Source organism: Cellulosimicrobium sp. PMB13, from assembly GCF_051294865.1.
GTDB lineage: Bacteria > Actinomycetota > Actinomycetes > Actinomycetales > Cellulomonadaceae > Cellulosimicrobium.
Map to the genome: position 1 here is coordinate 1764555 of NZ_CP145910.1, position 23098 is coordinate 1787652.

The window sequence follows — 23098 nt, forward strand, 5'->3', positions numbered from 1 at the left end:
ATGACCGACACGACCACGACCACGACCCCGGCCCAGCACCCGACCCAGCCCGCGACCGCGACGCAGCCGGCCCCCGACGCCGTCGCCGACCTCGTCGCCCGGTCGAACCGCCTGGGTTCCGACCCCCGCGTGACGAACTACGCGGGCGGCAACACGTCCGCCAAGGGCACCGAGACCGACCCGGTCACGGGTGAGCCCGTCGAGCTGTTGTGGGTCAAGGGCTCGGGCGGCGACCTCGGCACGCTCACCGCGAAGAACCTCGCCGTCCTGCGCCTCGACCGGCTGCGCGCGCTCGTCGGCGTGTACCCGGGCGTGGAGCGCGAGGACGAGATGGTCGCCGCGTTCGACTACTGCCTGCACGGCAAGGGGGGCGCCGCGCCGTCGATCGACACCGCCATGCACGGCCTCGTCGACGCCGCGCACGTGGACCACCTGCACCCCGACGCCGGCATCGCGCTCGCGACGGCTGCCGACGGCGAGGCCCTGACGCGCGAGGTCTTCGGCGACGAGGTCGTGTGGGTGCCGTGGCGCCGTCCCGGGTTCCAGCTCGGGCTCGACATCGCCGCCGTCAAGGAGGCGAACCCGCACGCGATCGGGTGCGTGCTCGGCGGGCACGGCATCACGGCGTGGGGCGAGACGTCGGAGGAGGCCGAGCGGCGCTCGCTCGAGATCGTCCGCCGCGCCGAGGAGTTCATCGCCGGCCGGACGGCGCAGCTCGCCGACGGCGGCGAGCACCCGTTCGGCGCGGTGCGCGCGGGACGCGAGGCCCTTCCCGATGACGAGCGGCGCGCCAAGGCGGCCGCGCTCGCGCCGACGATCCGCGGCCTCGCGTCGACCGACGCACCGCAGGTCGGGCACTTCACCGACTCCGACGTCGTGCTCGACTTCCTCGCCCGGGAGAAGCTGGCCCCGCTGGCCGCCCTCGGCACGTCGTGCCCGGACCACTTCCTGCGCACGAAGGTCAGCCCGCTCGTCGTCGACGTGCCCGCCGACGCGTCGGTCGAGGACACGGTCGCCGCGCTGCGTGACGCCCACGCCGCCTACCGCGAGGCCTACCGCGCGTACTACGACCGGCACGCGACGCCGGACAGCCCGGCGATCCGCGGGGCCGACCCGGCGATCGTGCTCGTGCCCGGTGTCGGCATGTTCTCGTTCGGCAGGAACAAGCAGACCGCGCGCGTCGCGGGCGAGTTCTACGTCAACGCGATCAACGTCATGCGGGGCGCCGAGGCGATCAGCACGTACGCGCCGATCGAGGAGTCGGAGAAGTTCCGGATCGAGTACTGGGCGCTCGAGGAGGCCAAGCTCCAGCGTCTGCCGAAGCCGAAGACGCTCGCCACGCGGGTCGCGCTCGTGACCGGTGGCGGGTCGGGCATCGGCAAGGCCATCGCCGAGAGGCTCGCGGCCGAGGGAGCCTGCGTCGTCGTCGCGGACCGCAACGTCGACGGCGCGCGCGAGGTGGCCGAGGGGCTCGGGGGCCCCGACGTCGCGGTCGCCGTCGGCGGGGACGTCACCTCCGCGGCCGACGTCGCCGCGATGGTCGACGCCGCGGCCCTCGCGTTCGGCGGCGTGGACCTCGTCGTCAACAACGCCGGGCTGTCGATCTCCAAGCCGCTGCTCGAGACCACCGAGGCGGACTGGGACCTCCAGCACGACGTCATGGCGAAGGGCTCGTTCCTCGTGTCCCGCGAGGCGGCGCGCGCGATGGTCGCGCAGGGCATGGGGGGTGACATCGTCTACATCGCGTCGAAGAACGCGGTGTTCGCCGGGCCGAACAATGTCGCCTACTCCGCGACCAAGGCCGACCAGGCCCACCAGGTGCGCCTGCTCGCGGCGGAGCTCGGCGAGCACCAGATCCGCGTCAACGGCATCAACCCCGACGGGGTCGTGCGCGGCTCGGGCATCTTCGCCGCGGGCTGGGGCGCGCAGCGCGCCGCCGTCTACGGCGTGGACGAGAAGAACCTCGGCGCGTTCTACGCGCAGCGCACGCTGCTCAAGCGCGAGGTGCTCCCCGAGCACGTCGCCGCCGCGGTCCTCGCCCTCACCGGCCCGGACCTCGCGCAGACGACCGGCCTGCACGTGCCCGTCGACTCGGGCGTCGCCGCGGCGTTCCTGCGGTGAGCGCCACCCCGCACGACGGTGCGCACGGGTTGCCGGACGACGCGGCCCGCGCAGCCTTCGCCGCGGTGGACCTCGGCGCGTCGAGCGGCCGCGCCGTGGTGGGGGTCGTGCGGGGTGTGCCGGGGGAGGAGCGCGTCGACCTCACCGAGGTCGCGCGCTTCGCCAACGGACCCGTCGAGGTGCCCGACGCCACGGGCTCCGGCCTGTACTGGGACCTCCTGCACCTGTGGCGCGGAACCCTCGACGGGCTCCGTGCGGCGGGCGCGCACGCCCGGTCGCTCGGGCTGCGGCTCTCCGGCATCGGCATCGACTCGTGGGCGGTCGACGTCGGGCTCGTCGCCGCCGACGGCACGCTCCTCGGCAACCCGCGGCACCATCGCGACCCGCGCCTCGCGGGCGTCGCCGACGACGTGCTCGCCCGCCTGGGCGCGGCCGAGCAGTACGCGGTCGACGGCCTCCAGGTGCTCCCGTTCACCACGTCGTTCCAGCTCGTCGCGGGCCGGCACGACGCCGCGTGGCCGCTCGCCGCGTCCGTGCGCCTCGTCCCGGACCTCCTCGCGTCGTGGCTGACCGGCGTGGTCGTGAGCGAGGTGACCAACGCGTCGACGACCGGCCTGCTCGACGCGACGACGCGCGACTGGTCCGACCGGGCCGTCGCCGCGCTCGAGGACGCGTACCCGGAGCTCGGCGGGCTGCGGGCGCGTCTCGCGGACGTGGTGGAGCCGGGGACGGTGCTCGGGCCGTTGACGGCGGCGGTGCAGGCCGCCACGGGGCTCGGGCCGGTCCCGGTCGTGGCGGTCGGGTCGCACGACACCGCCTCGGCGGTCGTCGGCGTGCCCGCGACCGACGAGCGCTTCGCGTACGTGTCCTCCGGGACGTGGTCCCTCGTGGGCGTCGAGCTCGACGCCCCGGTGCTCACGGCGGAGAGCCGCGCGGCGAACGTCACGAACGAGCTCGGCGTCGACGGCACCGTGCGCTACCTCAAGAACGTCATGGGGCTGTGGGTGCTGTCCGAGACGCTGCGGACGTGGCGGGACGCGGGCGACCCGGTGGCCCTGGACGACGCGCTCGCCGCGGCCGAGGCGGCCGAGCCGGGTCGCACGGTCGTCGACCTCGACGACGACGCGTTCCTCCCGCCCGGAGACATGCCGGCGCGTCTCGCCGCGGCCGCGCGCGCCTCCGGGCAGCCCGTCCCGGTGACGGTGGGCGAGGTCGTGCGGTGCGTCCTCGACTCGCTCGCCGACGCCTACCGGCGAGCGGTGGAGCGGGTGACGACCCTCTCGGGTCGCGAGGTCGACGTCGTGCACGTCGTCGGCGGCGGGTCGCAGAACGCGCTGCTGTGCCGGCTGACGGCCGAGGCGACCGGCCTGCCGGTCGTCGCGGGACCGGTCGAGGGCGCCGCCCTGGGCAACCTGCTCGTCCAGGCCCGCGCCATCGGGGTGCTCGACGGCGATCTCGCCGCGCTGCGCGGCGTCGTGCGCCGGTCCGTCGCGGTGGAGCGCTACGAGCCCGCGGAGGAGCTCGCCCGCTGAACCACGCGCCGCGATCACGCCGCTGCCAGGTGTTCGACAAATGTTGCACACGGAGGTAGCCTGGCGCCATGCCGAATGCCACCGTGGGGTTCCGTCCCACCGCTGAGGACCAGCGCATCCTGGACGCCCTGACGCGCACGGGCATGACGACGGCGGACGCCTTGCGCCACGGCCTGCGCCTCGTCGAGCGTGAGAGATGGGTGGACAGGGCGCGAAGCGACGCGGAGCGGCTGCACGCCGAGGATCTGAGCGGCGAGCCGGACGCCTGGTGATCCGCGGCGCCGTCTACAGGGTCGACCTGGGCGAGCCCCGTGGGCACGAGCAGGGCGGACACCGGTACGGGCTCGTTCTGTCGCCTTCGCAGATGCCGTGGTCGGCGGCAACCATCGTGCCGACCTCCACCAGCGCGGGTGAGGCGGTCTTCCGACCGGAGCTCGAGGTCGCCGGCCGACCCACCCGCTTCCTGGTCGACCAGCTCCGTACCGTCGACGTCGACGACATCGTCGGCGACCCCGTTGACTACCTGCACCACGACGACCTCGTCGCCGTGGAGCAGGCCGTGATCCGCTACCTCGGTCTTCCGTCCGACGCCTGAGAGTTGCGACGCCACCGGGCTGCCGGTCGTCGCCGGACCGGTCGAGGGTGCAGCGCTGGGCAACCTGCTCGTCCACGCGCGCGCCGACGGCACGGTCGACCGGGGCTGGGCCGGGAAGCACGCTCCACGGCCCAGCCCTTCGCCGACGGCGGTGCGCGTCAGCCGGCGGGCGCGACGGCGGCGGGCGCAACCCGCCGGGCCCTGGCCCCGAGCAGGAGCGCGACGACGAGGGCGACCGCTCCGACTGCGCCGATCGCCGCAGGCAGGCCGCCGAGAGCGGCGGCGACTCCGGTCGCGACGAGGGGGGCGAGGAACTGGCCCAGGTAGAACGCGGAGTTCCACAGCCCGGACACACGGCCACGCTGCTCGAACGGCTGGCGAGCGATGACCCAGACCACCAGCGTCGGCAGGAGCAAGCCGGATCCCACCGACGCGATCACGGCCCCGGTGACCACTGCTGCGAGGCCGCCCGGCGCGAGCCAGATGACCAGCATGCCGATGGACTGCAGACCGAAGGCAACGGGAAGCAGCCTCGCGGGGGTGAACCGTGCGACGCGCGGGAAGGTGAGGCCGCCGGCGGCCGTGGCCAGGGATGCCCCGGCTGCGACGGCACCGATGATCGCGGTGGACTGGGCATCGACTCCGGTACCGACCACGAGGTAGCTGATCTCGACGATGAGCACGTAGAACGTGATGCCGCCCATCAACGTCACGAGGAGGGGGACGGCGATCTCGCGCCAGGGGATGCGGGACAGCGCGAGTGATGTCGCGGTGGAGGCGGTCCGCTGGGCGGTGGGCTCCCAGAGGAGGAGCGCTACCGGGACGGCGATCACGAGACCCGCCGAGTAGATCCAGAAGGGTGTGTGCCAGCCGTTGGCGCCCAGCGCACCGCCGATGGCGATGAAGACCGTTGCGGCCAGGGTCGTGGTGACTGCCTGCAGCCCGAGGTAGCGGTTCCTGCGCTTCTCGTCGGGGAAGTAGTCGACGATGAGCGCTGTCGCGACGGTCATGATCGCGGCCTCGCAGATGCCGAGAAGGACGCGGGTGACGAGGATGCTGGGCAGTCCGTCCATGAACGCGGGGGCGACACCGACGACCGAGTAGACGACGAGTGCGCCCAGGAGGAGCTTCTTGCGTGCGACCCGGTCGGCGATCTGCCCGGCGAAGGGCGCGAAGAGGGCGATCATCAGGGCCGGTATGGCGACGATCATCGGGACGAGCACGGTCGCGCCAGGGGTGGTGGCGAAGTGCTCGGAGATCTGTGGAAGCACGGGGGTGATGAGGACCGACCCGAGTACCGGCATGCAGCTGGCCGCGAGCAAGGGCACGGCTTGTGCGATGCCTGCTCTGCGTGGGGTCGAGGTGTGACGTTCAGCGACGTCGGTCATGAGATCTCCTTCGATCTTCGACGGTGTGTGTGAACTGCGTGCGCCTCGTCGTCGAGGCGAACGTCGCGGGCGGGCGCTCGAGAGGGAGGCGTGCGCCTGTCAGCGGTCAGGGGAAGCGACGGGGCCGCCGCCTGAGGAGGTGTGCCTGGGCAGATGGCTCACCCTTGGAGGAGGAGTGCGGCTCCCTGTCCGCCACCACCGCAGAGCGCGATGCCAGCTCGCCCTCCGGTGCGTCGGAGGGTGTGCGTCGCATGGACGACGAGTCGTGCACCGCTCGCTCCGAGCGGGTGTCCGAGGGCGATGCCGCCACCGTCGGCGTTGAGCCGCGGATCGGCCGGGTCGATGCCGAGGGCCTGGGCCGATGCGGCGACAACAGCGGCGAAGGCCTCGTTGATCTCGATCGTGGTGAGCTGCTCGGTGGTCCAGCCCTCGGCCTTGAGCGCGATGGTGAGCGCGCGGGCCGGCTGTTCGAGGAGCGTGTTGTCCGGTCCCGCGACTTCGGTGTGCGCACGGAGCGTGGCGAGCACGGGCCATGCCTCTGCCTCGGCGCGAGCTCGGGTCGTGAGGACGACCGTTGCTGCGCCGTCGGACAAGGGAGAGGCGTTGCCCGCGGTGATGGTGCCGTCGGCGTGGAACGCCGGGGCGAGACGCGCCAGCGTGTCGCCCGTGGACTCCGGACGAACGCCTTCGTCGTCCGCGACGAGGAGCTCGCCACGGCGGTGCGGGACGTGGACCGGGACGATCTCGGCGCGCAGGGTGCCGTCCGCGCGCGCCCGTGCCGCTCGGCGGTGGGAGCGGACCGCGAGGGCGTCCTGGAGGACTCGGCTGATCGGCTGGCCGGCGATGCTGCGCTCTGTCAGCTCGCCCATGGCGACTCCGTCGAACGCGTCGGTGAGGCCGTCGTGACGTGCGTGGTCGAGGAGCCCGACATCGCCGAAGGTGTATCCCGCGCGAGAACCGGGGAGCAGATGAGGAGCCCGGGTCATCGACTCCATCCCGCCTGCGACGACGACCTCTGCCTCGCCGAGCCGCAGCCACCGGGCCGCTTCGATGATCGCGGTGAGGCCTGAGAGGCACACCGTGTTGACCGTGACGGCACGGGTCTCCCAGCCGAGGCCGGCGAGCAGCGCCACCTGACGGGCGGGGTTCTGGCCGGCGCCGGCCTGGAGGACCTGCCCCATCGCGACCCCGTCCACGACACGGGGGCTGACGTCGGCCTGGGCGAGTGCGCCGCGGAGAGCGAGCGCGCCGAGCTCGGTGGCGGGTAGCGGTGCGAGCTGGCCTCGAAGGCGCCCTTGGGGGGTACGTGCGGCGCCGACGACGACGACCTCCTGCGCCCTGGTCGAGCCGGTCGAGCTCATGCGCCTGAGTCCGCGGCAGCGAGACGTGTGAGGTCGGGGTCGACGAGGAACGCTGGTCCCGTCGACGTCCGCAGGTCGTCGACGGTGACGTCGGGCGCGAGCTCGCGCAGGATCAACCCGTTCGGCGAGACGTCGAGCACGGCACGGTCGGTGATGATGCGGTCGACGACGCCCTGGGCCGTCAACGGCAGGTCGCACTCCTCGACGATCTTGGGTGCGCCGTCTCGGGTGAGGTGGTCCATGAGGACGACGACGCGGCGCGCACCCACGACGAGGTCCATCGCCCCTCCCATGCCCTTGACCATGGACCCGGGGATCTGCCAGTTGGCGAGGTCACCGGAGGCCGAGACCTGGAGCGCGCCGAGGATCGCGACCGCGATGTGCCCACCGCGGATCATGGTGAAGGACGTGACGGAGTCGAAGCAGCTGGCACCGGGTTGCGTGGTGACCGTCTGCTTGCCGGCGTTGACGAGGTCGGGGTCCTCGTCGCCGTCGAAGGGGAACGGGCCGATCCCGAGGAGTCCGTTCTCGCTCTGCAAGGTCACGCTGACGTCGCTCGGCACGTGGCCGGCGACGAGCGTGGGGATGCCGATCCCGAGGTTGACGTAGTCGCCGTCACGAAGCTCGCACGCGGCTCGGGCGGCCATCTGGTCACGGGTCCAGGGCACGTCAGGCACCTCCGCGGAGCGTGGGGACGGCGGCGTTCCGGGGAGCGCGTTCGCGGACGGTGCGCTTCTCGATCGGTCTGCCGTGGGTGGTCGTCACGACGGCGTTCACGAACACGCCGGGCGTCACGACGTCGTCCGGGTCGAGGTAGCCCTCGACCGTCGGATCGAGCAGGTGCTCGACGGATGCTGCCGTGAAGGGGGCGGCCGTCGCGACGACCGGGTTGAAGTTCCGCGCCGTGAGCCGGTACCGCAGGTTGCCGGCCGCGTCCGCCGTGTGTGCGTGCACGAGCGCGAGGTCGGCACGGATCGCGTGCTCGAGGAGGTACGTACGGCCGTCGAGCTCGGCGGTGGGCTTGCCGTCCGCGACGGCTGTCCCGACGCCCGTCGGAGTGTAGAAGGCCGGGATGCCCGCCCCACCCGCCCGGAGGCGCTCGGCGAGCGTGCCCTGCGGGACGAGCTCGACGTCCAGCTCGCCGTCCAGGTAGCGGCGGGCGAAGAGCTTGTTCTCGCCCACGTACGAGGCGAGGACCCGGCGGACCTGGTCGTTCTCCAGGAGAACCCCGAGACCCTGACCGTCCACTCCCATGTTGTTGGAGACGATGGTGAGGTCGCGGACGCCGGAGGCGCGGACGGCGTCGACGAGGTCGTAGGGCACTCCGCAGAGGCCGAACCCGCCGACGGCGATGGTCATGCCGTCACGGAGCACACCGGCGAGGGCCTGGTGTGCGTCACGCGCGAGCGTGGTCATCGCACCTCCTGCGGCGCGTGGGTCGCGGTGTCCGACACTCTGTCGCGCCGTCGGTCTCGGGGGCGTGCGGGCGGTACGAGAGGAAGGTCGCTGAGGGAGGGTCCCGGAACGACGCGGTTCTCGACGGCGCCGATCCCTTCGACCTCGAGCCTGACGACGTCACCAGGCACGAGCGGGGGCGGATCCTGGACACCCCCGCGGCCCCAGAGCTCGGCGAGGCATCCTCCGTTGCCGCAGGTCCCGGACGCGAGGACGTCGCCGGGCCGGACCCAGGTCCCGCGGGAGGCGTACGCGATCATCTCGTCGAACGTCCAGGCCGCGTTCGACAGCAGGTCGCGGCCGACCGCTCGACCTCCGATCGCCGCGTCGAGCCCGAGGGCGAGGTACCCGTCGGCGTCACGGTGCTCCTCGAGCTCGTCGGCCGTGACGATCCACGGCCCGAGCGTGCTGGCGGAGTCCTTGCCCTTGGCGGGGCCGAGACCGACCTGCATCTCACGGCCCTGAAGATCCCGAGCGGACCAGTCGTTGAACACCGTGTACCCGAAGACGTGGTCGCGCGCCGCACGAGGGGAGAGGTTCGTGCCCGCGCGGGACACCACGACGGCTACCTCGAGCTCGAAGTCGAGCTGCGTGGAACCGGGCGGCACGGGGACGTCGTCGTGGGCGCCGACCATCGAGTGCGGGTTGGCGAAGTAGAACGTCGGGGCGTCGTACCAGGCCGACGGCACGGAACCACCTCCGGACACGCTCCGTACGACCCCCTCGACATGCTCCTCGAACGCGACGAAGTCGCGCACCGACGGCGGCTGCAGGGGCGGCAGGAGACGGACGTCGGAGATCGGCACGAGCGGTGAGCTCGCCCGTGCCCACGACGCCGCCTCGACGGCGGCGGGCAGGCCCGCTCCCGCGAGGTCGAGCACTGTGGTCCCCGGCCGCAGATCGTGCAGGCGTTCCTCGCCCGGCGCTCCGACGACGAGCGCGTGATGCTCCGCGCCCGCAAGCGCGTACCGCGCGAACCTCATGCGGGATCCGTGACGAGAGTCGAGATACGTCGCATGAGGCCGGGGACGTCGGCCTCGGCTGGCGGGGTGTGGTCGAGCATCCACCGGGCGACCTGGACCGACGCCTCGACGACCGTCGAGGCGCGAGGTCGGCGCCGGTCCGCGTAGGACGAGAGGAGCGACTCGTCGAAGGCGTCCGCGGCGACGAGGAGCTCGGCGAGGACGAGGGCGTCCTCGAACCCCTGCGCGGCACCCTGGGCGATCGTCGGCGGGCAGGAGTGTGCGGCGTCGCCGACGAGGACCACGCGCCCGCGGTGCCAGTCGTCCGGGACGACGTGGTGCTCGAAGCGCGCGTAGTTGATGAAGGTGTCCGGAGAGAGGCTGTCCCGGATCTCGTCCCAGGCGCCGTGGTACGACGACGCGAGGTCGCGGAAGACGTCGAGCTGGTCGGCGTGGTCCAGTCCCGACCGGTCCTGCACGTCCTCGACGAGGTAGGCGTACATCGTGTCCGCACCGGTGGGGCAGTAGCCGGCGATGTAGCACCGGCCGCCGTAGGTGAGGTCGGTGCGCTCGACCGCGGCCGGGCGAGGCACGTGCACGCGCCAGATCCCCATCCCGGCGCTGGTCGGCTCGACGTCGATGCCGAGCTCGCGTCGCGTCCACGAGTGGATGCCGTCAGCGCCGACGACGAGGTCGTATCGTCCGCTCGATCCGTCGGCGAACGCGGCGTCGACCCCCGAGGCGTCCTGGCTGAGGGCCGTCGGGACGGTGCCGTAGCGGATCTTGACCCCCGTCTCCGCCGCACGGTCCAGGAGGACGCGTGCCAGGACTGGCCGGGGCATCCCGAGGGTGGCCGGGAGGTCGGGCCCGCCGGTGCGCACGTCGGGGATCTCGGCCACGAGGGTCGCCGCGGGGTCGGGCAGACGGATGCCGAGGGAGTCGAACGGGTAGCCGGCCGCGAGGACGTCGTCCCACACCCCCAGCCCGCGCAGGATCCGTAGGGCGTTGCCCTGCAGGGTGATGCCGGAACCGACGTCGGGCACGTCGGGGCGTTCCTCGACGAGCTCGACGGCCACTCCCTCTCGGGCCAACAAGATGGCGGTTGCCGTGCCGGCGGCGCCGCCGCCGACGATCAGGGCGGAACGTACTGCAGGCATCGTTGCCTCACTTCCGGGTGGTTCGATGGAGGGGATCAGGCGTTCACTTCAGGGCGACGGGGTTCAGGGGCGAACCGACGGCACCGGTGATCGGCAGGGGTGGTGCGACGAGCAGGAACTCGTAGATCTCGTCGTCGGAGCAGTCCGCGCCGAGCTCCTCGAGTGCCCACATCTCGCCGAGGAACAGGCCGAGATGGGGGATGACGACCTGGTGGAACGGCTGGAACGCGTCCTCGAACTCGTTGGGCCTGACCTCGACGCCCCAGGTGTCCGTGGCCACGGCGGCCACGTCGTGCTCCCGGAGCCAGTCGATGGTCGTGAAGGACAGTCCCGGGGCAGGTCCGCCCGCGTAGGCGCCCCACCCTTCGCGGCGGGTCCGTCCGTAGTGCCCGGTCCGGACGACCAGGAAGTCGCCGGGACCGACCTGAGACGTCGAGCCTTGCGCGGCGATCGTGGCGTCGAGGTGCTCGGGCAGGATCGCGAAGCCGTCCGGCAGCTCACCGCCCGCCGCTGCGCCCAGGTGCCGCCCGACGTCGAGCAGGACCCCGCGTCCGGCGAAGTCTGCGGCGACGGTCTCCATGCCGGTGACGGAGTCGCCCGCCGAGGTGACGACCTCGCTCGCGCGACGTCCGTTCCAGGCGCGGCCGTGGTCGAAGATGTGCCCGAGGCCGTCCCACTGGGTCGAGCACTGCAGCGGCATGGCCACCACGTCGTCGGCTCCGCCGATGCCGTGTGGCAGACCCTGGTCGCCGAGCTCCGCCTCGACCCCCGTGTCGAGCATCGTGTGCACCGGGTTGGTGCGCCGGCGCCAGCCCTTCTGCGGCCCGTCCATGTCGAAGCGCTGCGCCAGCGAGAAGCTCGCCCCGCGCCGGACGAGGGCGGCGGCACGACGGCGGTGCTCGTCCGTCACGAGGTTGAGCGTGCCCTTGACGTCGTCCTCGCCCCACCGGCCCCAGTTCGAGCACCGGGCGGCAGCCGCAGCGATCGCACCCTCCGGGTCGGCCCGGTCGAGCCCGTGAGGCAGGCCGTCGGCGACCCCGCCGCGTGTCTGCACGACCGTGGTCATCGTGTTCTCCCGCCCAGCCGGTCGGCGACCCAGTCGGCGATGACATCCGTGGCGACGGACCCGTTGTCGACGCTGGAGTGGGCGGTGCCTCCGGTGCGGTCCGTGAACACCACGAGCTCGCGGTCGGGCGACGACGTGAGCTGGTCGTACGTGCGGTGGGCGAACTCGAGCGGGATCTGCCGGTCGTGCTCGCCGTGCGTGACGAGGAACGGCACACGGATCCGGTCCAGGACACCGTCGAGGTGGACGTTCTCCGCGATCGCGAAGAAGTCGTCGAGGTCCCGGGCGCCCCACACCCACTGCACGTGCTCCCAGTAGTGGGGGACCGGTCGCTCGCCCTCACGGGCGCGCCGTGCCTTCTGGACCGCGCGCCAGTCGTGGTTGGCACCCCAGGCGACGCCGAGGGCGAAGCGCGGCTCGAACGCGACCGCTCGGGGCGCGTAGTAGCCGCCCAGCGAGACGCCCAGGAGGCCGACCCGGTCGGCGTCCACGTCGTCACGGCCCGCCACCGCTTCGTAGACCACGGACGCCCACTTCTCGGCCTCCGGGACGGCATGCAGCCCTTGCAGGCGCAGCGCCTCCCCGGTCCCGGGCTGGTCCAGGCACAGGCTGGAGATGCCTCGGGCGGCGAGCTTCGCGGCCGGCCCCGTGCGGTAGAGCATCTCCTTGGTGCTGTCGAGGCCGTTCACCTGCACGAGCAGAGGACTCGGTCCCTGGAGCCTGGTCCCGTCCGGAGCCAGCGCGTGGGTGAGGATGCCCGCGAGGTGCGTCCCTGCGTAGGGGATCTCCACCCGCTCGGCGTTCTCGCGCGCCAGGTGCGTGCCGCGGTCGAACGTGTCGCGGAACTTGGCGTACAACGCAGCGCGCGGTGCGTGACCGGCTGCCTGCATTCGTTCCGCGGTGAGGAAGTAGGTCGCGGCGCGCGAGAGCTTCTCACCGGCGGACAGGAGATGCCCGGCGGCCTCGTCCTCGTCCGCGAGCTCGACGAGCGTGTCGCCCTTGGCCTCCCATGCGGCTTTGAGCTCGACGGTGCCCGCGTCCTCGCCGCGTGCGGCAGCCTCGAGAAGGGGACGGCAGATGGTGTCGATCTCGCCGATCTGCCCGCCCATCTGGAGGGCGAGGTTCACCGACAGGTTCCACACGTAGTTTCCGGGGAAGTACTGGAACACGATGCCGCCTCAGCCCTGGCCGTGCCGGGCGTACGGGTTGACGAGCGCGTCCTCGGTCCCGGGCAGCACGCCCTCCTCGGTGGCCGAGGGCTTGCCCGGGTCGGGCGGGAAGCACTCGGTCATCGACATCGGCATCGCGGAGTTGCGGTAGATGCTGTTCGAGCCGAGCGAGGGCCGCCACGTGCTGGCCTGCCAGTCGGGGACGTAGTTGCGGTAGCCGCCGGTGTTCAGCTCGATCCGCATGCCGCCGGGCTCGCGGAAGTACAGGAAGGACTGCTCGCCGATGCCGTGGATGGACGGCCCGTACTCGATGTGGGCGCCGTTCTCCATGAGCACGTCGGCGGCGACGAGAAGCTCCTGGACGGAGTCGGTCCAGAAGGCGATGTGGTTCACGCGACCGCCACGGTCCGAGGAGTCGAGCACGACCCCGAGATCGTGCGACTTCTCGTTGGTCGTGAGCACGCTGAAGACCGTGATCTCGGCGTGGTCGAGCTCGGTGAACGCCATCACGCGGAAGCCGAGGACCTCGCTGTACCAGGCTGCGAAGCCCTTGACGTCGCTCGCGGCGATCGTCACGTGGTCCAGGAACCGCGGGGCGGCGGCGTGCGAGCTGCGCCGCTCGGGACGGTCAGGGAAGACCGAGGCGAGCTCGGCAGGCGCCGAGTGCTGGGGAACGTCCCAGTAGAGCTCCATGGTGTGCCCGAACGGGCCTGTGAACTGGAACGAGCGGCCGTGCCCCTGGCGCTTGTCGTGCCAGGTGCCCTCGACGCCCTTGGCCTGCACACGGGCGGCCGCGGACTCGAGCGCGTCGGCACTGGTGGTGCGCCACGCCATGTTCACCAGGGCCGGCTCGGCACCGGGAGAGACGATGAGGCTGTAGGGGTAGTAGTCGCCCCAGCACCGGAGGTAGGTGGTGCCGTCGTCGTCGCGCGCGACAGGGCGCAGGCCGAACTGCTTCTCGAAGAAGGTGGCCGTCGCCTCCACGTCCGGGGAGGCGATCTCCAGGTGGGCCAGGTGTGCCAGGTGCGTGCTCGTCATCGAACGTCGTCCTCTCGGGTCGGTCATCACCGGTCCGCGCGGCGCCGTCGCACCTGAGGAGTTGCGCTACGCCGCGCGGCCTGGAACCACTCTGGACGCCGGTCACACATCAGGGAAGACGATGTTCTCGATATCGTCCATCGACGACGCTTATAGCGTCCCGTCCGGTCCTGACTGCCCGAGGACATCGGCGATCGACTTCACGCCGCCATGAGCGGTCATCCCACCGTCCACGGCGATCTCGGCGCCGCTGACGAACGACGCGGCATCGCTGACCAGGAACGCGACGACGTGGGCGACCTCGTCGACGGTGCCCGTCCGCCCCAGCGGGGTCTCGGCGATGTTGGCGGTCCGGAACGACTCCGGCGCGGAGGCCATCATCGGTGTGTCGATGTATCCGGGGTGGACGGTGTTGACCCGGATGCCACGTGGTCCGAGCTCGAGGCACGCGACCTTGGACAGCCCACGCAGCGCCCACTTGCTCGTCGTGTACGCGAGCGGGACGTGGGCGGTGAGCGCCGCGACCGAGCCGACGTTGACGATCGACGCCCCGGAGCCCATGAGAGCGGAACAGTGCTGGATCCCCAGGAGCGGACCGACGACGTTGACCCGGTGCACGCGCTCGACGTCCGTGGGGTCGACGTCACCAAGGCGCGCTCTCCACGTCACGGCGGCGTTGTTGACGAGGGCGTCGATGCGGCCGCGGGTTCGCCTCACGGTGGCGACGAGCGAAGCCCATGCGTCCGCATCGGTCACGTCCAGCTGCTGGTACACGGCGCGGTGCAGGTCTTCGGACGGGCGGTCGCCGACGTCGAGCGCGATCACCTGGGCGCCTCGGCCGGACAGCAGCCGGGCCTCGGCGGCCCCCTGACCACGTGCGGCGCCCGTGACGAGCACGACCTTTCCTGCGAGCCCGTCGCCGTGCCCGGCGTGATCCGTGCGAGCCCGCTGGGGCGCGTCGTGGCGCGAGGTCATGGCCACCACTGTTCTGGTGGGGCTCGGGCATGACAAGGCATGATGTCGCTATGGTGCCCATCGACGACGTGGATACCGGTCGCGCAGCGAACGGGACGGTGTCGTCATCGCGCCTGACGAATCTCGACCTCAACCTCCTGGTGGCGCTGGACGCGTTGCTGCAGAACCGCAGCGTCACCAAGGCGGCGGCCGCGATGGGCCTGAGCCAGCCGGCCCTCTCGGCATCGCTGGCCAGGCTCCGACGGCACTTCGACGACCCTCTGCTCAGCCGCCGGGGGAACGAGTACTTCCTGACCCCGCTCGCCCAGCTGCTGCGCGAACGGACGCACACGGTCCTCGCCGGCGTGGAGCGGGTGTTCGCGGCGGAGCCGGTGTTCGACCCCTCCTCCTCAACGCGCCAGATCACGATCGTCGCGAGCGACTACAGCGTCGCGGTCCTGGGAGCCCCGCTCACGGAGCTGCTGGAGCGCGACGCTCCGGGGATGCGCGTGCACTTCTCCGCGAACACGCCGAGCATCATCGACGACGCGGAGCAAGCCCTGGTGGGCGTCGACCTGATCCTGCTGCCGCACGGCTTCATCACCGATCTTCCGCACAGCGATCTGCACGACGACCGGTGGGTGTGCATCGTCGCGGACTCCAACGACGAGGTCGGCGACGAGCTCACGCACGAACAGCTCGCCAGCCTCCCCTGGGTCATGACCTTCCACAGCCCGACGGCCTCCACGCCGGCGGCGCGCCGACTCCGGATGGCGGGCGTCGAGCCCCGGGTCGAGGTCGTGACCGAGCACTTCCTCACCGTCCCTGCGCTCGTCGCGAGCAGTCGGAGGGTCGCCGTGCTGCAGGAACGGCTGGCGCGGCGGCTCGCGCCCGACTCCGGCGTACGCACGGTGCGGTCCGCCGTCGACCTCGGGTCGCTGGTCGAGGCGATGTGGTGGCACCCGGTGAACACGCGTGACGCCGAGCACGAGTTCCTGCGCGACGCGGTCCGACGCGCGGCACGGACCCTGGACCACCGGTAGTCGCGCTCCGCCGACGTCGGGTCAGGTCAGGTCGACGTCGGAGAGGTCGCGCTCGATCTGTGCGCGGGAGTCCAGCAGCAGCGGCAGCAACGTCGACGGCAGCCGTTCCGCGAACCGGTCCGCCCGGGTGGAGAGGGTCACGGCGCCCACGGGTGCACCCCAACGGTCGTGGACGGCCGTCCCGACCGCTGCGACCCCACGTTCCGTCTCCTCGACGTTGACCGCGTAGCCGTGAGCACGGGCCCTCTTCGCGTCGCCGAGCAGCTTCGCCATGGCGGCCTCGGTGAGGGTTGCTGCAGGGCCGGCCGTGTAGATCTCTCGGATCTGGTCGTCGGTGAGCTCGGCCAGGAGCGCCTTTCCTCCCGATGCCTCGTGGGCGGGCATGACGACGCCGTCCCGGTCGTGTGTCGCCTCGACCGTGCGAGCCCGGACCGTGACGAGGAAGCGGACGTTGGTCCCCACCCGGATCATGAGGTTCGCCGACTCTCGACTGCGCCGCGACAGGACCTCGAGATGGGGCTGGCACAGCCGGCGGAAGTCGCGCGTCCACTCCAGGCGCGCCGGCCCCGCGTCCATGGACGGCCCCGGGAGGTAGACATGAGCCTCGTTCTGCACGGCGAAGCCGCGGAACACCAGGGTCTGCAGCAGACGGTGAGCGCTGGACCGCGAGACGCCGAGCTGTTGGGCGGCGTCCGCGACGCGCAGCGCGCCGTAGTCCCGCAGGAGCTGGAGCAGCCTCAGGCCACGGTCCAGGGACTCGACGGCGGTCGACGGGCGTTCCGGCAGGGGCGGGTGGGTTCGGAGATTCCTCACAGCGGAACATTCTCGCGCAGGCGACGCGGTCACGCTTACGGTCCCCGGCATGGTTCACGACGTGGTGGTCCCGACAGAGACGTCCCTGGTGGTCGGCGGAGGTATTGGAGGCCTCGCCGCCGCCCTCGCCCTCAGGCGCAGCGGCCGAGCGGTCACGGTGGTCGAGCAGGCGCCTGCCTTCGGCGAGATCGGCGCGGGGTTGCAGCTGGGCCCGAACGCCACCCGCATCCTTGCCGACTGGGGCGTGCTCGACGAGGTCCGCGCGGTCGGCGTCGAGCCCCGCCGTCTCGTCCTGCGGGACGCGATCACCGGCGAGGAGCTCGCGGCCCTCGACCTCACGGGCAGCTTCCGGGACCGGTACGCCTCGCCGTACGTGGTCATCCACCGCACCGACCTGCACGCCATCCTGCTGCGTGCCTGCCAGGACGCGGGAGTGGACCTGGAGACCTCGACGCGTGTCGCCGACGTCACCCAGGACGAGGCGGGCACGCTGGCGCGCACCGACGACGGCCGGACCTTCGGCGCAGACGTGACCTTCGGCGCGGACGGCCTGCACTCCGTGCTGCGGCAGGACATCGTCGGCGACGAGGTAGTCCCCTCGGGCTTCGTCGCCTACCGGGGAACCGTGCCCGTCGAGGACGTCCCCGACGCCCGCGCGCTGGACGACGTGGTGTGCTGGGTCGCGCCCGGGGCGCACGTGGTCCAGTACCGGCTCAGGGGCGGCAGCGTCCTCAACGTCGTCGCGACGTTCCGCTCGCCGGGCTTCGACCGTGGCGAGCCCGACTACGGCACGCCCGAGGAGCTGGAAGAGGTCTTCTCCGCGTGCGATCCCCGCGTGCGCGAGGCCGTGTCCCACGTGGGGCGCCAGCGTCGCTGGCCCCTGTTCGACCGCGAGCCCGCGGACCACTGGGGGGCAGGTCGGGTCGTGCTGACCGGCGATGCCGCGCACCCGATGCTGCAGTACCTGGCGCAGGGCTGCTGCCAGGCGCTGGAGGACGCCCGCACGATCGAGGAGCTCCTGGCCGAGCAGACGCTCGGTGCCACCGACTGGCCACAGGTCGTCGAGCGCTTCACGCGGGCGAGGATCCCGCGGACCGCCGAGGTCCAGCGACGCGCCCGGTTCTTCGGCGAGGTCTGTCATGCCGACGGCGCGGCCCGGGTGCTGCGCAACGCCTTGCTCGAGCACGCGGACGACCTCAGCGAGTACACCGACTGGCTCTACGCGGGCACCGCCGCCGAGCGCCTCGCGCCCACCCGACCCCTGACGCTCGCCTGAGCCCGATCGACGGAGATCACCATGAGACTCGCAGTGCTGGACAACACCATCCCGGTCGTCGTCGTCGGTGACGAGGCAGTGGACGTCAGCGACGTCGTCGGCCCGCAGCAAGGGCCCGCCGGACCATGGGGAGCGTTCCTGGAGGCAGGGCGCGGGGTGGACGAGCTCGCAGCCCTCGACCTGGAGGCGTTCCCTCGCGCCGCCCTGGATCTCGGGCGTCTGTCGGCGCCGCTGCGCCGGCCCCGCAAGATCGTGGCTGCGCCGGTCAACTACCTCGACCACAAGGTGGAGATGGCCGAGCAGAAGTCCATCGCGGACTACGGCGTCTTCCTCAAGGCCGGGACCTCGGTCGTCGGGCCGGGCCAGGACGTCGAGCTGCCGTATCACGACAAGCGCACCGACCAGGAGGGGGAGCTCGCCCTCGTCATCGGACGCACCGCCCGGCACGTCTCGACGGACGACGCCCTGGACCACGTCTTCGCGTACACGTGCGGGCTCGACATCAGTCTCCGCTCGACCGAGGACCGTTCCACCCGCAAGTCGTTCGACACCTTCACGCCGCTCGGCCCCTGGCTCGTGACCGCCGACGAGATCTCCGACCCCGACGACCTCGACCTGCGGTGCTGGGTCTCCGGCGAGCTGCGGCAGAGGACGAGCACGGCCGAGCTGCTCTTCTCGGTGCCGCAGCTCATCTCCTACGCCTCGTCGGTGATGACCCTGGAGCCCGGAGACGTCGTCCTGACGGGGACCCCGGCAGGCGTCGGCCCGCTCGCCGACGGCGATCGTGTTCAGGTGGAGATCGAGTCGGTCGGTTCGCTCGAGGTCGGCGTGACGGCTCGTCACGCCGTCGCGTACGACACCCGACCCCAGGGGCGGATCGGCTCACTGGCTGGGGAGGGCAGCCGATGAGCCTCACGCAACGCGTGCAGTCGGCACCGATGAGCCGGACGCAATATGCGGTCGTCGCTCTGTGCGTCGCGATGAACATGCTCGACGGCTTCGACGTGCTGGCCCTGGCCTTCAGCAGCTCGGCCATCGCGGACGAGTGGCAGCTCTCGGGAGGGCAGCTGGGCGTGCTGCTGAGCAGCGCACTGCTGGGCATGGCGATCGGCTCGGCCCTGGTCTCCCAGGTCGCCGACGTCATCGGACGTCGCACCACCGTCCTGGCGTGCGGCGCCGTGATCACCCTGGGGATGGCTCTGTCGGCGGCCGCCACCGGCTACGAGATGCTCCTGGCCGTGCGCGTACTGACCGGGCTCGCGATCGGCACGTTGCAGGCGTGCCTCAACGTGCTCGTCTCGGAGTACGCCTCCGCACGCCACCGGCCCACGGCGATCAGCTTCTACACGGCCGGCCAGCCGATCGGCGGGACCCTCGGGGGCATTCTCGCCGGCGTCCTGCTCGCCACCCTCGGCTGGCGCTCGGTCTTCGCCTTCGGCGCCGTGGCGACCGGGGTGCTGATGCTCGTGGTCTGGCGCGTGCTGCCCGAGTCGATCGACTACCTCACCAGCCGTCGGCCACCCCGAGCCCTCGAGCGCCTCAACGCGATCCTCGCCCGCATCGGCCACCCACCCGTGACGGAGCTGCCCGCACCGGCGGCGGCCCGTACGACGAGGGCACGCTGGAGCGCCGTCCTGACGGGCCGGGCCGGCCTGGTCACCCTGGCACTGGGTCTCGCCTTCTTCATGCTCATGGCGGGCTTCTACTTCGCGAACTCGTGGACGCCGCAGCTGATCGTCCTGAACGGCTTCCAGCCGGGAGACGGGGTCCAGGCGGGGGTCATGTTCAGCCTGGGCGGCATCGCCGGATCGCTGATCTTCGGCCCTGTCGCATCACGGCTCGGTGTCCGGCCGACGCTGGTGGCGGCCTTCGTGCTCGCCGGCGCAGCCTTCGCCGGCTACGCGTCGTCGATGGGATCGCTCGCCGTGGCCTTCGCTCTCGCCGCCGCGCTCGGGGCGATGACCAGCGCCGCGATGGCCGGCATGTTCTCCATCGGGCCGATGTCCTACGACGCCGCCACCCGGGCGACCGGGGTCGGGCTGATCATCGGGCTCGGCCGGGTCGGTGCGATCGTGTCGCCGATCGTCGCGGGCCGTCTGCTCGACACCGGCTGGGACCCGGGCCAGCTCTACTACCTGTTCGTCATCCCCATGCTCGTGGGCGCAGCGGCGATCGCACTGCTGCGCCGCGTTCTCCTCGCCACCCCTGACGCCACCGTGGCGAGCCCCGCTCCGACGGGACAGGCCGTCGGGACCGTGACGTCGACTACTTCAGGAGGTCAGCCATGAGCACGCAGCCAGAGACCCTTCCCGAGGCCCACGACGGCCAGCCCGAACCGGGCCCCGAGCTCGACCGTCTGTATGCGGACTTCGAGCGCAACAGCATGGCGCCGCTGTGGACCCAGACCAACGACCTCATGCCGATGGTCCCGAAGCCGGCGGCGGTGCCGTTCGTGTGGCGGTGGAGCGAGCTGGTCGACATCGCCCGCCGAGCCGGCGATCTCGTGCCGGTCGGGCGTGGCGGTGAGCGCCGCGCCATCGGGCTGGCCAACCCGGGGCTCGCACCCACCGCGTACGCCACCCCCACGTTGTGGTGCGCCATCCAGTGGCTGGGACCGTTCGAGACCGCGCCCGAGCATCGACACGCACAGAACGCGTTCCGGTTCGTCGTGGAGGGCGAGGGCGTCTGGACCGTCGTCAACGGGGACCCGGTCCGCATGAGTCGAGGAGACCTGCTGCTGACGCCGGGGTGGAACTTCCACGGGCACCACAACGACACCGACCAGCCCATGGCGTGGATCGACGGCCTCGACGTCCCCTTCGTCCACGACGTCGACTTCGGCTTCTTCGAGTACGGCTCGGAGCGGGTCACCGACGAGGCATCCCCGCCGTTCTCGCGGTCCGAGCGGCTGTGGGCTCACCCTGGGCTCACGCCCCTGTCATCCCCGGGCCCGCAGGTCTCCACGCCGATCGCCGCCTACCGGTGGGAGCACACCGACGCCGCGCTGCGAGAGCAGCTCGCCCTCGAGGACGAGGGCCACCCCGCCACGGTCGAGCAGGGGCACGCGGCGATCAAGTACACCAACCCCACCACGGGAGGCGACGTCCTGCCGACGATGCGCTGCGAGTTCCACCGCCTGCGGCCCGGTGCCCGTTCGGCCGCACGTCGCGAGGTCGGTTCGTCCGTCTGGCAGGTCTTCGAGGGCTCAGGGACGGTCGTGCTCGACGGGGAGGAGCGCGAGCTGCACAAGGGTGACCTGTTCGTCGTGCCGTCGTGGACCGAGTGGTCGCTCGAGGCGCAGGACGAGTTCGACCTCTTCCGGTTCTCCGACGCACCCATCGTCGAGCGGCTGCAGTTCCAGCGGACCTACCTCACCGAGTCGGGCCGCCTCGTGCCGGGCAGCCGAGGCTGAGCGATGGTCGCACGCACCGACCTCGTCACCGACCCCGGCATCCGATCCGATCTCCTGCTGGCGCGACGCGGGACCGCGTACTTCTCCCGCAAGCTCAACGAGCTCTCCGACGCCGAACTGTACGGCCCGTCTCGCGTGCCCGGCTGGAGCAGAGCGCACGTCGTCGCGCACGTGGGCTACCACGCCCGCGAGCTGGCCGGTGCCATCGAGCTCGCACGCACGGGCGCGCGCTCGGATCCTGAGGTGGCGTACGGACCCGACACGGTGGACTTCGGCGCCACGCTGCCACCCAGCGCGCTGCGCAACCTGCACGCACACGCCGCGGTCCATCTGAACGTCGAGTGGCGCGACCTTCCGCTCGAACGCTGGGAGCGGGTGGTCACGGTCCCGGAGTCCGGCGCCGAGAAGGTCTCGCGCACCCCGTGGCTGCGAGCACGGGAGGTGTGGCTGGCGGCCCTCGACCTCGACAACGGAGCTCGGTGGAAGGATCTGCCCGTGCAGGTGCGGGAGCGTCTTCCGTCGACCGTGTGAGGCGGTCCAGGTCCGCCGGGACGGCGCCGCTAGGCGTTGACCCGGCGGGCCTGTTCGGTGCTGGCGCGCACGACGAGCGTGGGCGCCAGCACGACGGCCTCGTGCTCGTGGCCCTGCGCGTCGCGTCCCTCCTGGATCACCAGTCGCATGCCCTCGCGCCCCATCTTCTCGCCCGGCTGGGCGACGGTCGTGATGGGGATCGGGCTGTCCCAGGCCGCCTGGTTGTTGTCGTAGCCCACGACGGCGACGTCGTCAGGGACGCGGACGTCCAGCGTCGACTCCAGAGCCTGGACGATCCCCGCCGCGAGCAGGTCGGTTGCCGCGACCACACCGTCGACCAGCCCCGCGCGCACGTCGTCGACGATCGCGCGGCCGGCCTCCCAGCCGTCAGCCCGGTTGACACCGGACGGCGTGACGGTCCGCACGTGGCGCACCCCGCGCTCGCTCACGGCACGAGCGAAACCTTGCGCCCGGTGCCGCACCGGCTCGAGGCCCGCTGGACCACCGACGAAGACAAGGCGCTCGCGCCCCACGTCGGCCAGATGGTTGGTCGCCAGCCATCCTCCGTGCTCGTTGTCGACGGCCACGCTGCAGAACCGGGTCGACGGCACGGCGAGATTGAGCATCACGGTCGGTGCCGTCCGCGGCGTCTGGCCCGCGATCGCCGCGAAGTGGTCGCTGTCGTTCAGCGTCAGGAGCACGCCGGCGACACGAGCCTGGGTGAAGGTGCGCAGGTGTCGGGTCTCGCGGTCGAGGCGGGTGTCGCTGTTGGCGATCATCAACGAGTACCCGGCATCTTCCGCCGCTGCCTCGGCGCCGCGCGCCACGTCGACGAACAACGAGTTGCTCAGGTCGGGCAGCACGATGCCGACCGTCCTGCTGGTCCCGGCTGCCAGTGAGCGGGCATTCGCGTCCGGGACGTAGTCGAGCATCGCCATCGCCCGCACGACCTTGTCGGCCGTCGCGGCCGAGACGCGCCCGGGGTGGTTCAGCACGTTCGACACGGTCCCCGACGACACCCCGGCCAGTGCCGCCACGTCACCGATGGACGGTCGTGACCGTCCCCCTGCCTCGCCGTTCTCAGCCATCCTCACCTCTCCGTCGATCAGGTCCGCAGCATAGCGCTCGTTGATCCGCTTCATCGACTGCGCGAATAGCCGCAGCGCGAGGGCTATGTGCCGTCAGGCCCGGATAACAGTCCTGTCACGGAACTTGCCACGACCGC

General features: G+C 71.9%; 22 protein-coding genes. 10 read left to right on the top strand and 12 right to left on the bottom strand.

Translation table 11 applies throughout. The features are described from left to right. From V5D56_RS08185 to V5D56_RS08200, 4 genes are all read left to right on the top strand, one after another. Positions 1-2121, top strand: coding sequence for a bifunctional aldolase/short-chain dehydrogenase (locus V5D56_RS08185; RefSeq protein ID WP_435738546.1), 2121 nt, complete (start codon positions 1-3; stop codon positions 2119-2121). After that, a complete protein-coding gene (locus tag V5D56_RS08190) occupies positions 2118-3653 on the top strand; it encodes a rhamnulokinase (RefSeq protein ID WP_435738547.1) in 1536 nt (511 codons plus the stop codon). The genes V5D56_RS08185 and V5D56_RS08190 overlap by 4 nt, the downstream gene beginning before the upstream one ends. A gap of 68 nt (positions 3654-3721) precedes the next feature. Further along, positions 3722-3925 carry a hypothetical protein gene (locus V5D56_RS08195; RefSeq protein ID WP_435738548.1) on the top strand — a complete coding sequence of 68 codons (204 nt, stop codon included), beginning with the start codon at positions 3722-3724 and terminating at the stop codon, positions 3923-3925. Further along, positions 3850-4248 carry a type II toxin-antitoxin system PemK/MazF family toxin gene (locus V5D56_RS08200; protein WP_435738549.1) on the top strand — a complete coding sequence of 133 codons (399 nt, stop codon included), beginning with the start codon at positions 3850-3852 and terminating at the stop codon, positions 4246-4248. The genes V5D56_RS08195 and V5D56_RS08200 overlap by 76 nt, the downstream gene beginning before the upstream one ends. A 158-nt stretch (positions 4249-4406) precedes the next feature. On the opposite strand, the gene V5D56_RS08205 is transcribed toward V5D56_RS08200, so the two are convergent. The 10 genes from V5D56_RS08205 to V5D56_RS08250 form a co-directional block, all read right to left on the bottom strand. Next, positions 4407-5636: an MFS transporter gene (locus V5D56_RS08205; protein WP_435738550.1), complete on the bottom strand. Its 1230-nt coding sequence runs from the start codon at positions 5634-5636 to the stop codon at positions 4407-4409. Positions 5637-5794: 158 nt separating this feature from the next. Continuing rightward, positions 5795-6997: an acetyl-CoA C-acyltransferase gene (locus V5D56_RS08210; RefSeq protein WP_435738551.1), complete on the bottom strand. Its 1203-nt coding sequence runs from the start codon at positions 6995-6997 to the stop codon at positions 5795-5797. After that, on the bottom strand, positions 6994-7665 hold the full coding sequence (locus V5D56_RS08215) for a CoA transferase subunit B (protein ID WP_435738552.1): 672 nt from the start codon (positions 7663-7665) through the stop codon (positions 6994-6996). Before V5D56_RS08215 ends, V5D56_RS08210 begins: the two co-directional genes overlap by 4 nt. 1 nt (position 7666) lies before the next feature. Next, the gene (locus tag V5D56_RS08220) at positions 7667-8413 is read right to left on the bottom strand and encodes a CoA transferase subunit A (protein WP_435738553.1); all 747 of its coding nucleotides are present in this window, start codon (positions 8411-8413) and stop codon (positions 7667-7669) included. Then, the gene (locus V5D56_RS08225) at positions 8410-9435 is read right to left on the bottom strand and encodes a fumarylacetoacetate hydrolase family protein (RefSeq protein ID WP_435738554.1); all 1026 of its coding nucleotides are present in this window, start codon (positions 9433-9435) and stop codon (positions 8410-8412) included. The genes V5D56_RS08220 and V5D56_RS08225 overlap by 4 nt, the downstream gene beginning before the upstream one ends. After that, on the bottom strand, positions 9432-10571 hold the full coding sequence (locus V5D56_RS08230) for an FAD-dependent monooxygenase (RefSeq protein WP_435738555.1): 1140 nt from the start codon (positions 10569-10571) through the stop codon (positions 9432-9434). Before V5D56_RS08230 ends, V5D56_RS08225 begins: the two co-directional genes overlap by 4 nt. 43 nt (positions 10572-10614) lie before the next feature. After that, complete coding sequence (locus tag V5D56_RS08235; RefSeq protein WP_435738556.1) at positions 10615-11637, bottom strand: cyclase family protein; 1023 nt, start codon at positions 11635-11637, stop codon at positions 10615-10617. Further along, positions 11634-12806 carry an alpha/beta hydrolase family protein gene (locus V5D56_RS08240; protein ID WP_435738557.1) on the bottom strand — a complete coding sequence of 391 codons (1173 nt, stop codon included), beginning with the start codon at positions 12804-12806 and terminating at the stop codon, positions 11634-11636. The genes V5D56_RS08235 and V5D56_RS08240 overlap by 4 nt, the downstream gene beginning before the upstream one ends. Positions 12807-12815: 9 nt before the next feature. Next, positions 12816-13844, bottom strand: a complete 1029-nt coding sequence (locus V5D56_RS08245) for a VOC family protein (RefSeq protein ID WP_435738558.1) — start codon at positions 13842-13844, stop codon at positions 12816-12818. A 150-nt stretch (positions 13845-13994) separates the two neighbouring features. Then, positions 13995-14819, bottom strand: coding sequence for an SDR family NAD(P)-dependent oxidoreductase (locus V5D56_RS08250; protein WP_435738559.1), 825 nt, complete (start codon positions 14817-14819; stop codon positions 13995-13997). A 50-nt stretch (positions 14820-14869) separates the two neighbouring features. Between V5D56_RS08250 and V5D56_RS08255 the strand changes: the two genes are divergently transcribed. Next, the gene (locus tag V5D56_RS08255) at positions 14870-15841 is read left to right on the top strand and encodes a LysR family transcriptional regulator (protein WP_435738560.1); all 972 of its coding nucleotides are present in this window, start codon (positions 14870-14872) and stop codon (positions 15839-15841) included. Between the two features lie 21 nt (positions 15842-15862). Here V5D56_RS08255 and V5D56_RS08260 read toward each other — a convergent pair whose 3' ends face one another. Next, positions 15863-16654 (bottom strand): IclR family transcriptional regulator, encoded by a 792-nt coding sequence (locus V5D56_RS08260; RefSeq protein WP_435738561.1) that lies wholly within the window; start codon positions 16652-16654, stop codon positions 15863-15865. A gap of 49 nt (positions 16655-16703) precedes the next feature. Here V5D56_RS08260 and V5D56_RS08265 point away from each other — a divergent pair, with 49 nt between their 5' ends. From V5D56_RS08265 to V5D56_RS08285, 5 genes are read left to right on the top strand one after another with little or no spacing between them, the layout of a single operon-like run. Beyond that, a complete protein-coding gene (locus V5D56_RS08265; protein WP_435738562.1) occupies positions 16704-17930 on the top strand; it encodes an FAD-dependent monooxygenase in 1227 nt (408 codons plus the stop codon). A gap of 21 nt (positions 17931-17951) precedes the next feature. Then, complete coding sequence (locus V5D56_RS08270; protein WP_435738563.1) at positions 17952-18839, top strand: fumarylacetoacetate hydrolase family protein; 888 nt, start codon at positions 17952-17954, stop codon at positions 18837-18839. Further along, a complete protein-coding gene (locus tag V5D56_RS08275; protein ID WP_435738564.1) occupies positions 18836-20218 on the top strand; it encodes an MFS transporter in 1383 nt (460 codons plus the stop codon). Before V5D56_RS08270 ends, V5D56_RS08275 begins: the two co-directional genes overlap by 4 nt. Beyond that, a complete protein-coding gene (locus V5D56_RS08280) occupies positions 20215-21342 on the top strand; it encodes a cupin domain-containing protein (protein ID WP_435738565.1) in 1128 nt (375 codons plus the stop codon). The genes V5D56_RS08275 and V5D56_RS08280 overlap by 4 nt, the downstream gene beginning before the upstream one ends. Positions 21343-21345: 3 nt before the next feature. Next, positions 21346-21873 (top strand): maleylpyruvate isomerase N-terminal domain-containing protein, encoded by a 528-nt coding sequence (locus V5D56_RS08285; RefSeq protein WP_435738566.1) that lies wholly within the window; start codon positions 21346-21348, stop codon positions 21871-21873. Positions 21874-21902: 29 nt separating this feature from the next. Here the strand turns inward: V5D56_RS08285 and V5D56_RS08290 are convergent, their stop codons facing one another. Further along, on the bottom strand, positions 21903-23015 hold the full coding sequence (locus V5D56_RS08290; RefSeq protein WP_435738567.1) for a LacI family DNA-binding transcriptional regulator: 1113 nt from the start codon (positions 23013-23015) through the stop codon (positions 21903-21905). Positions 23016-23098: the final 83 nt, after the last annotated feature.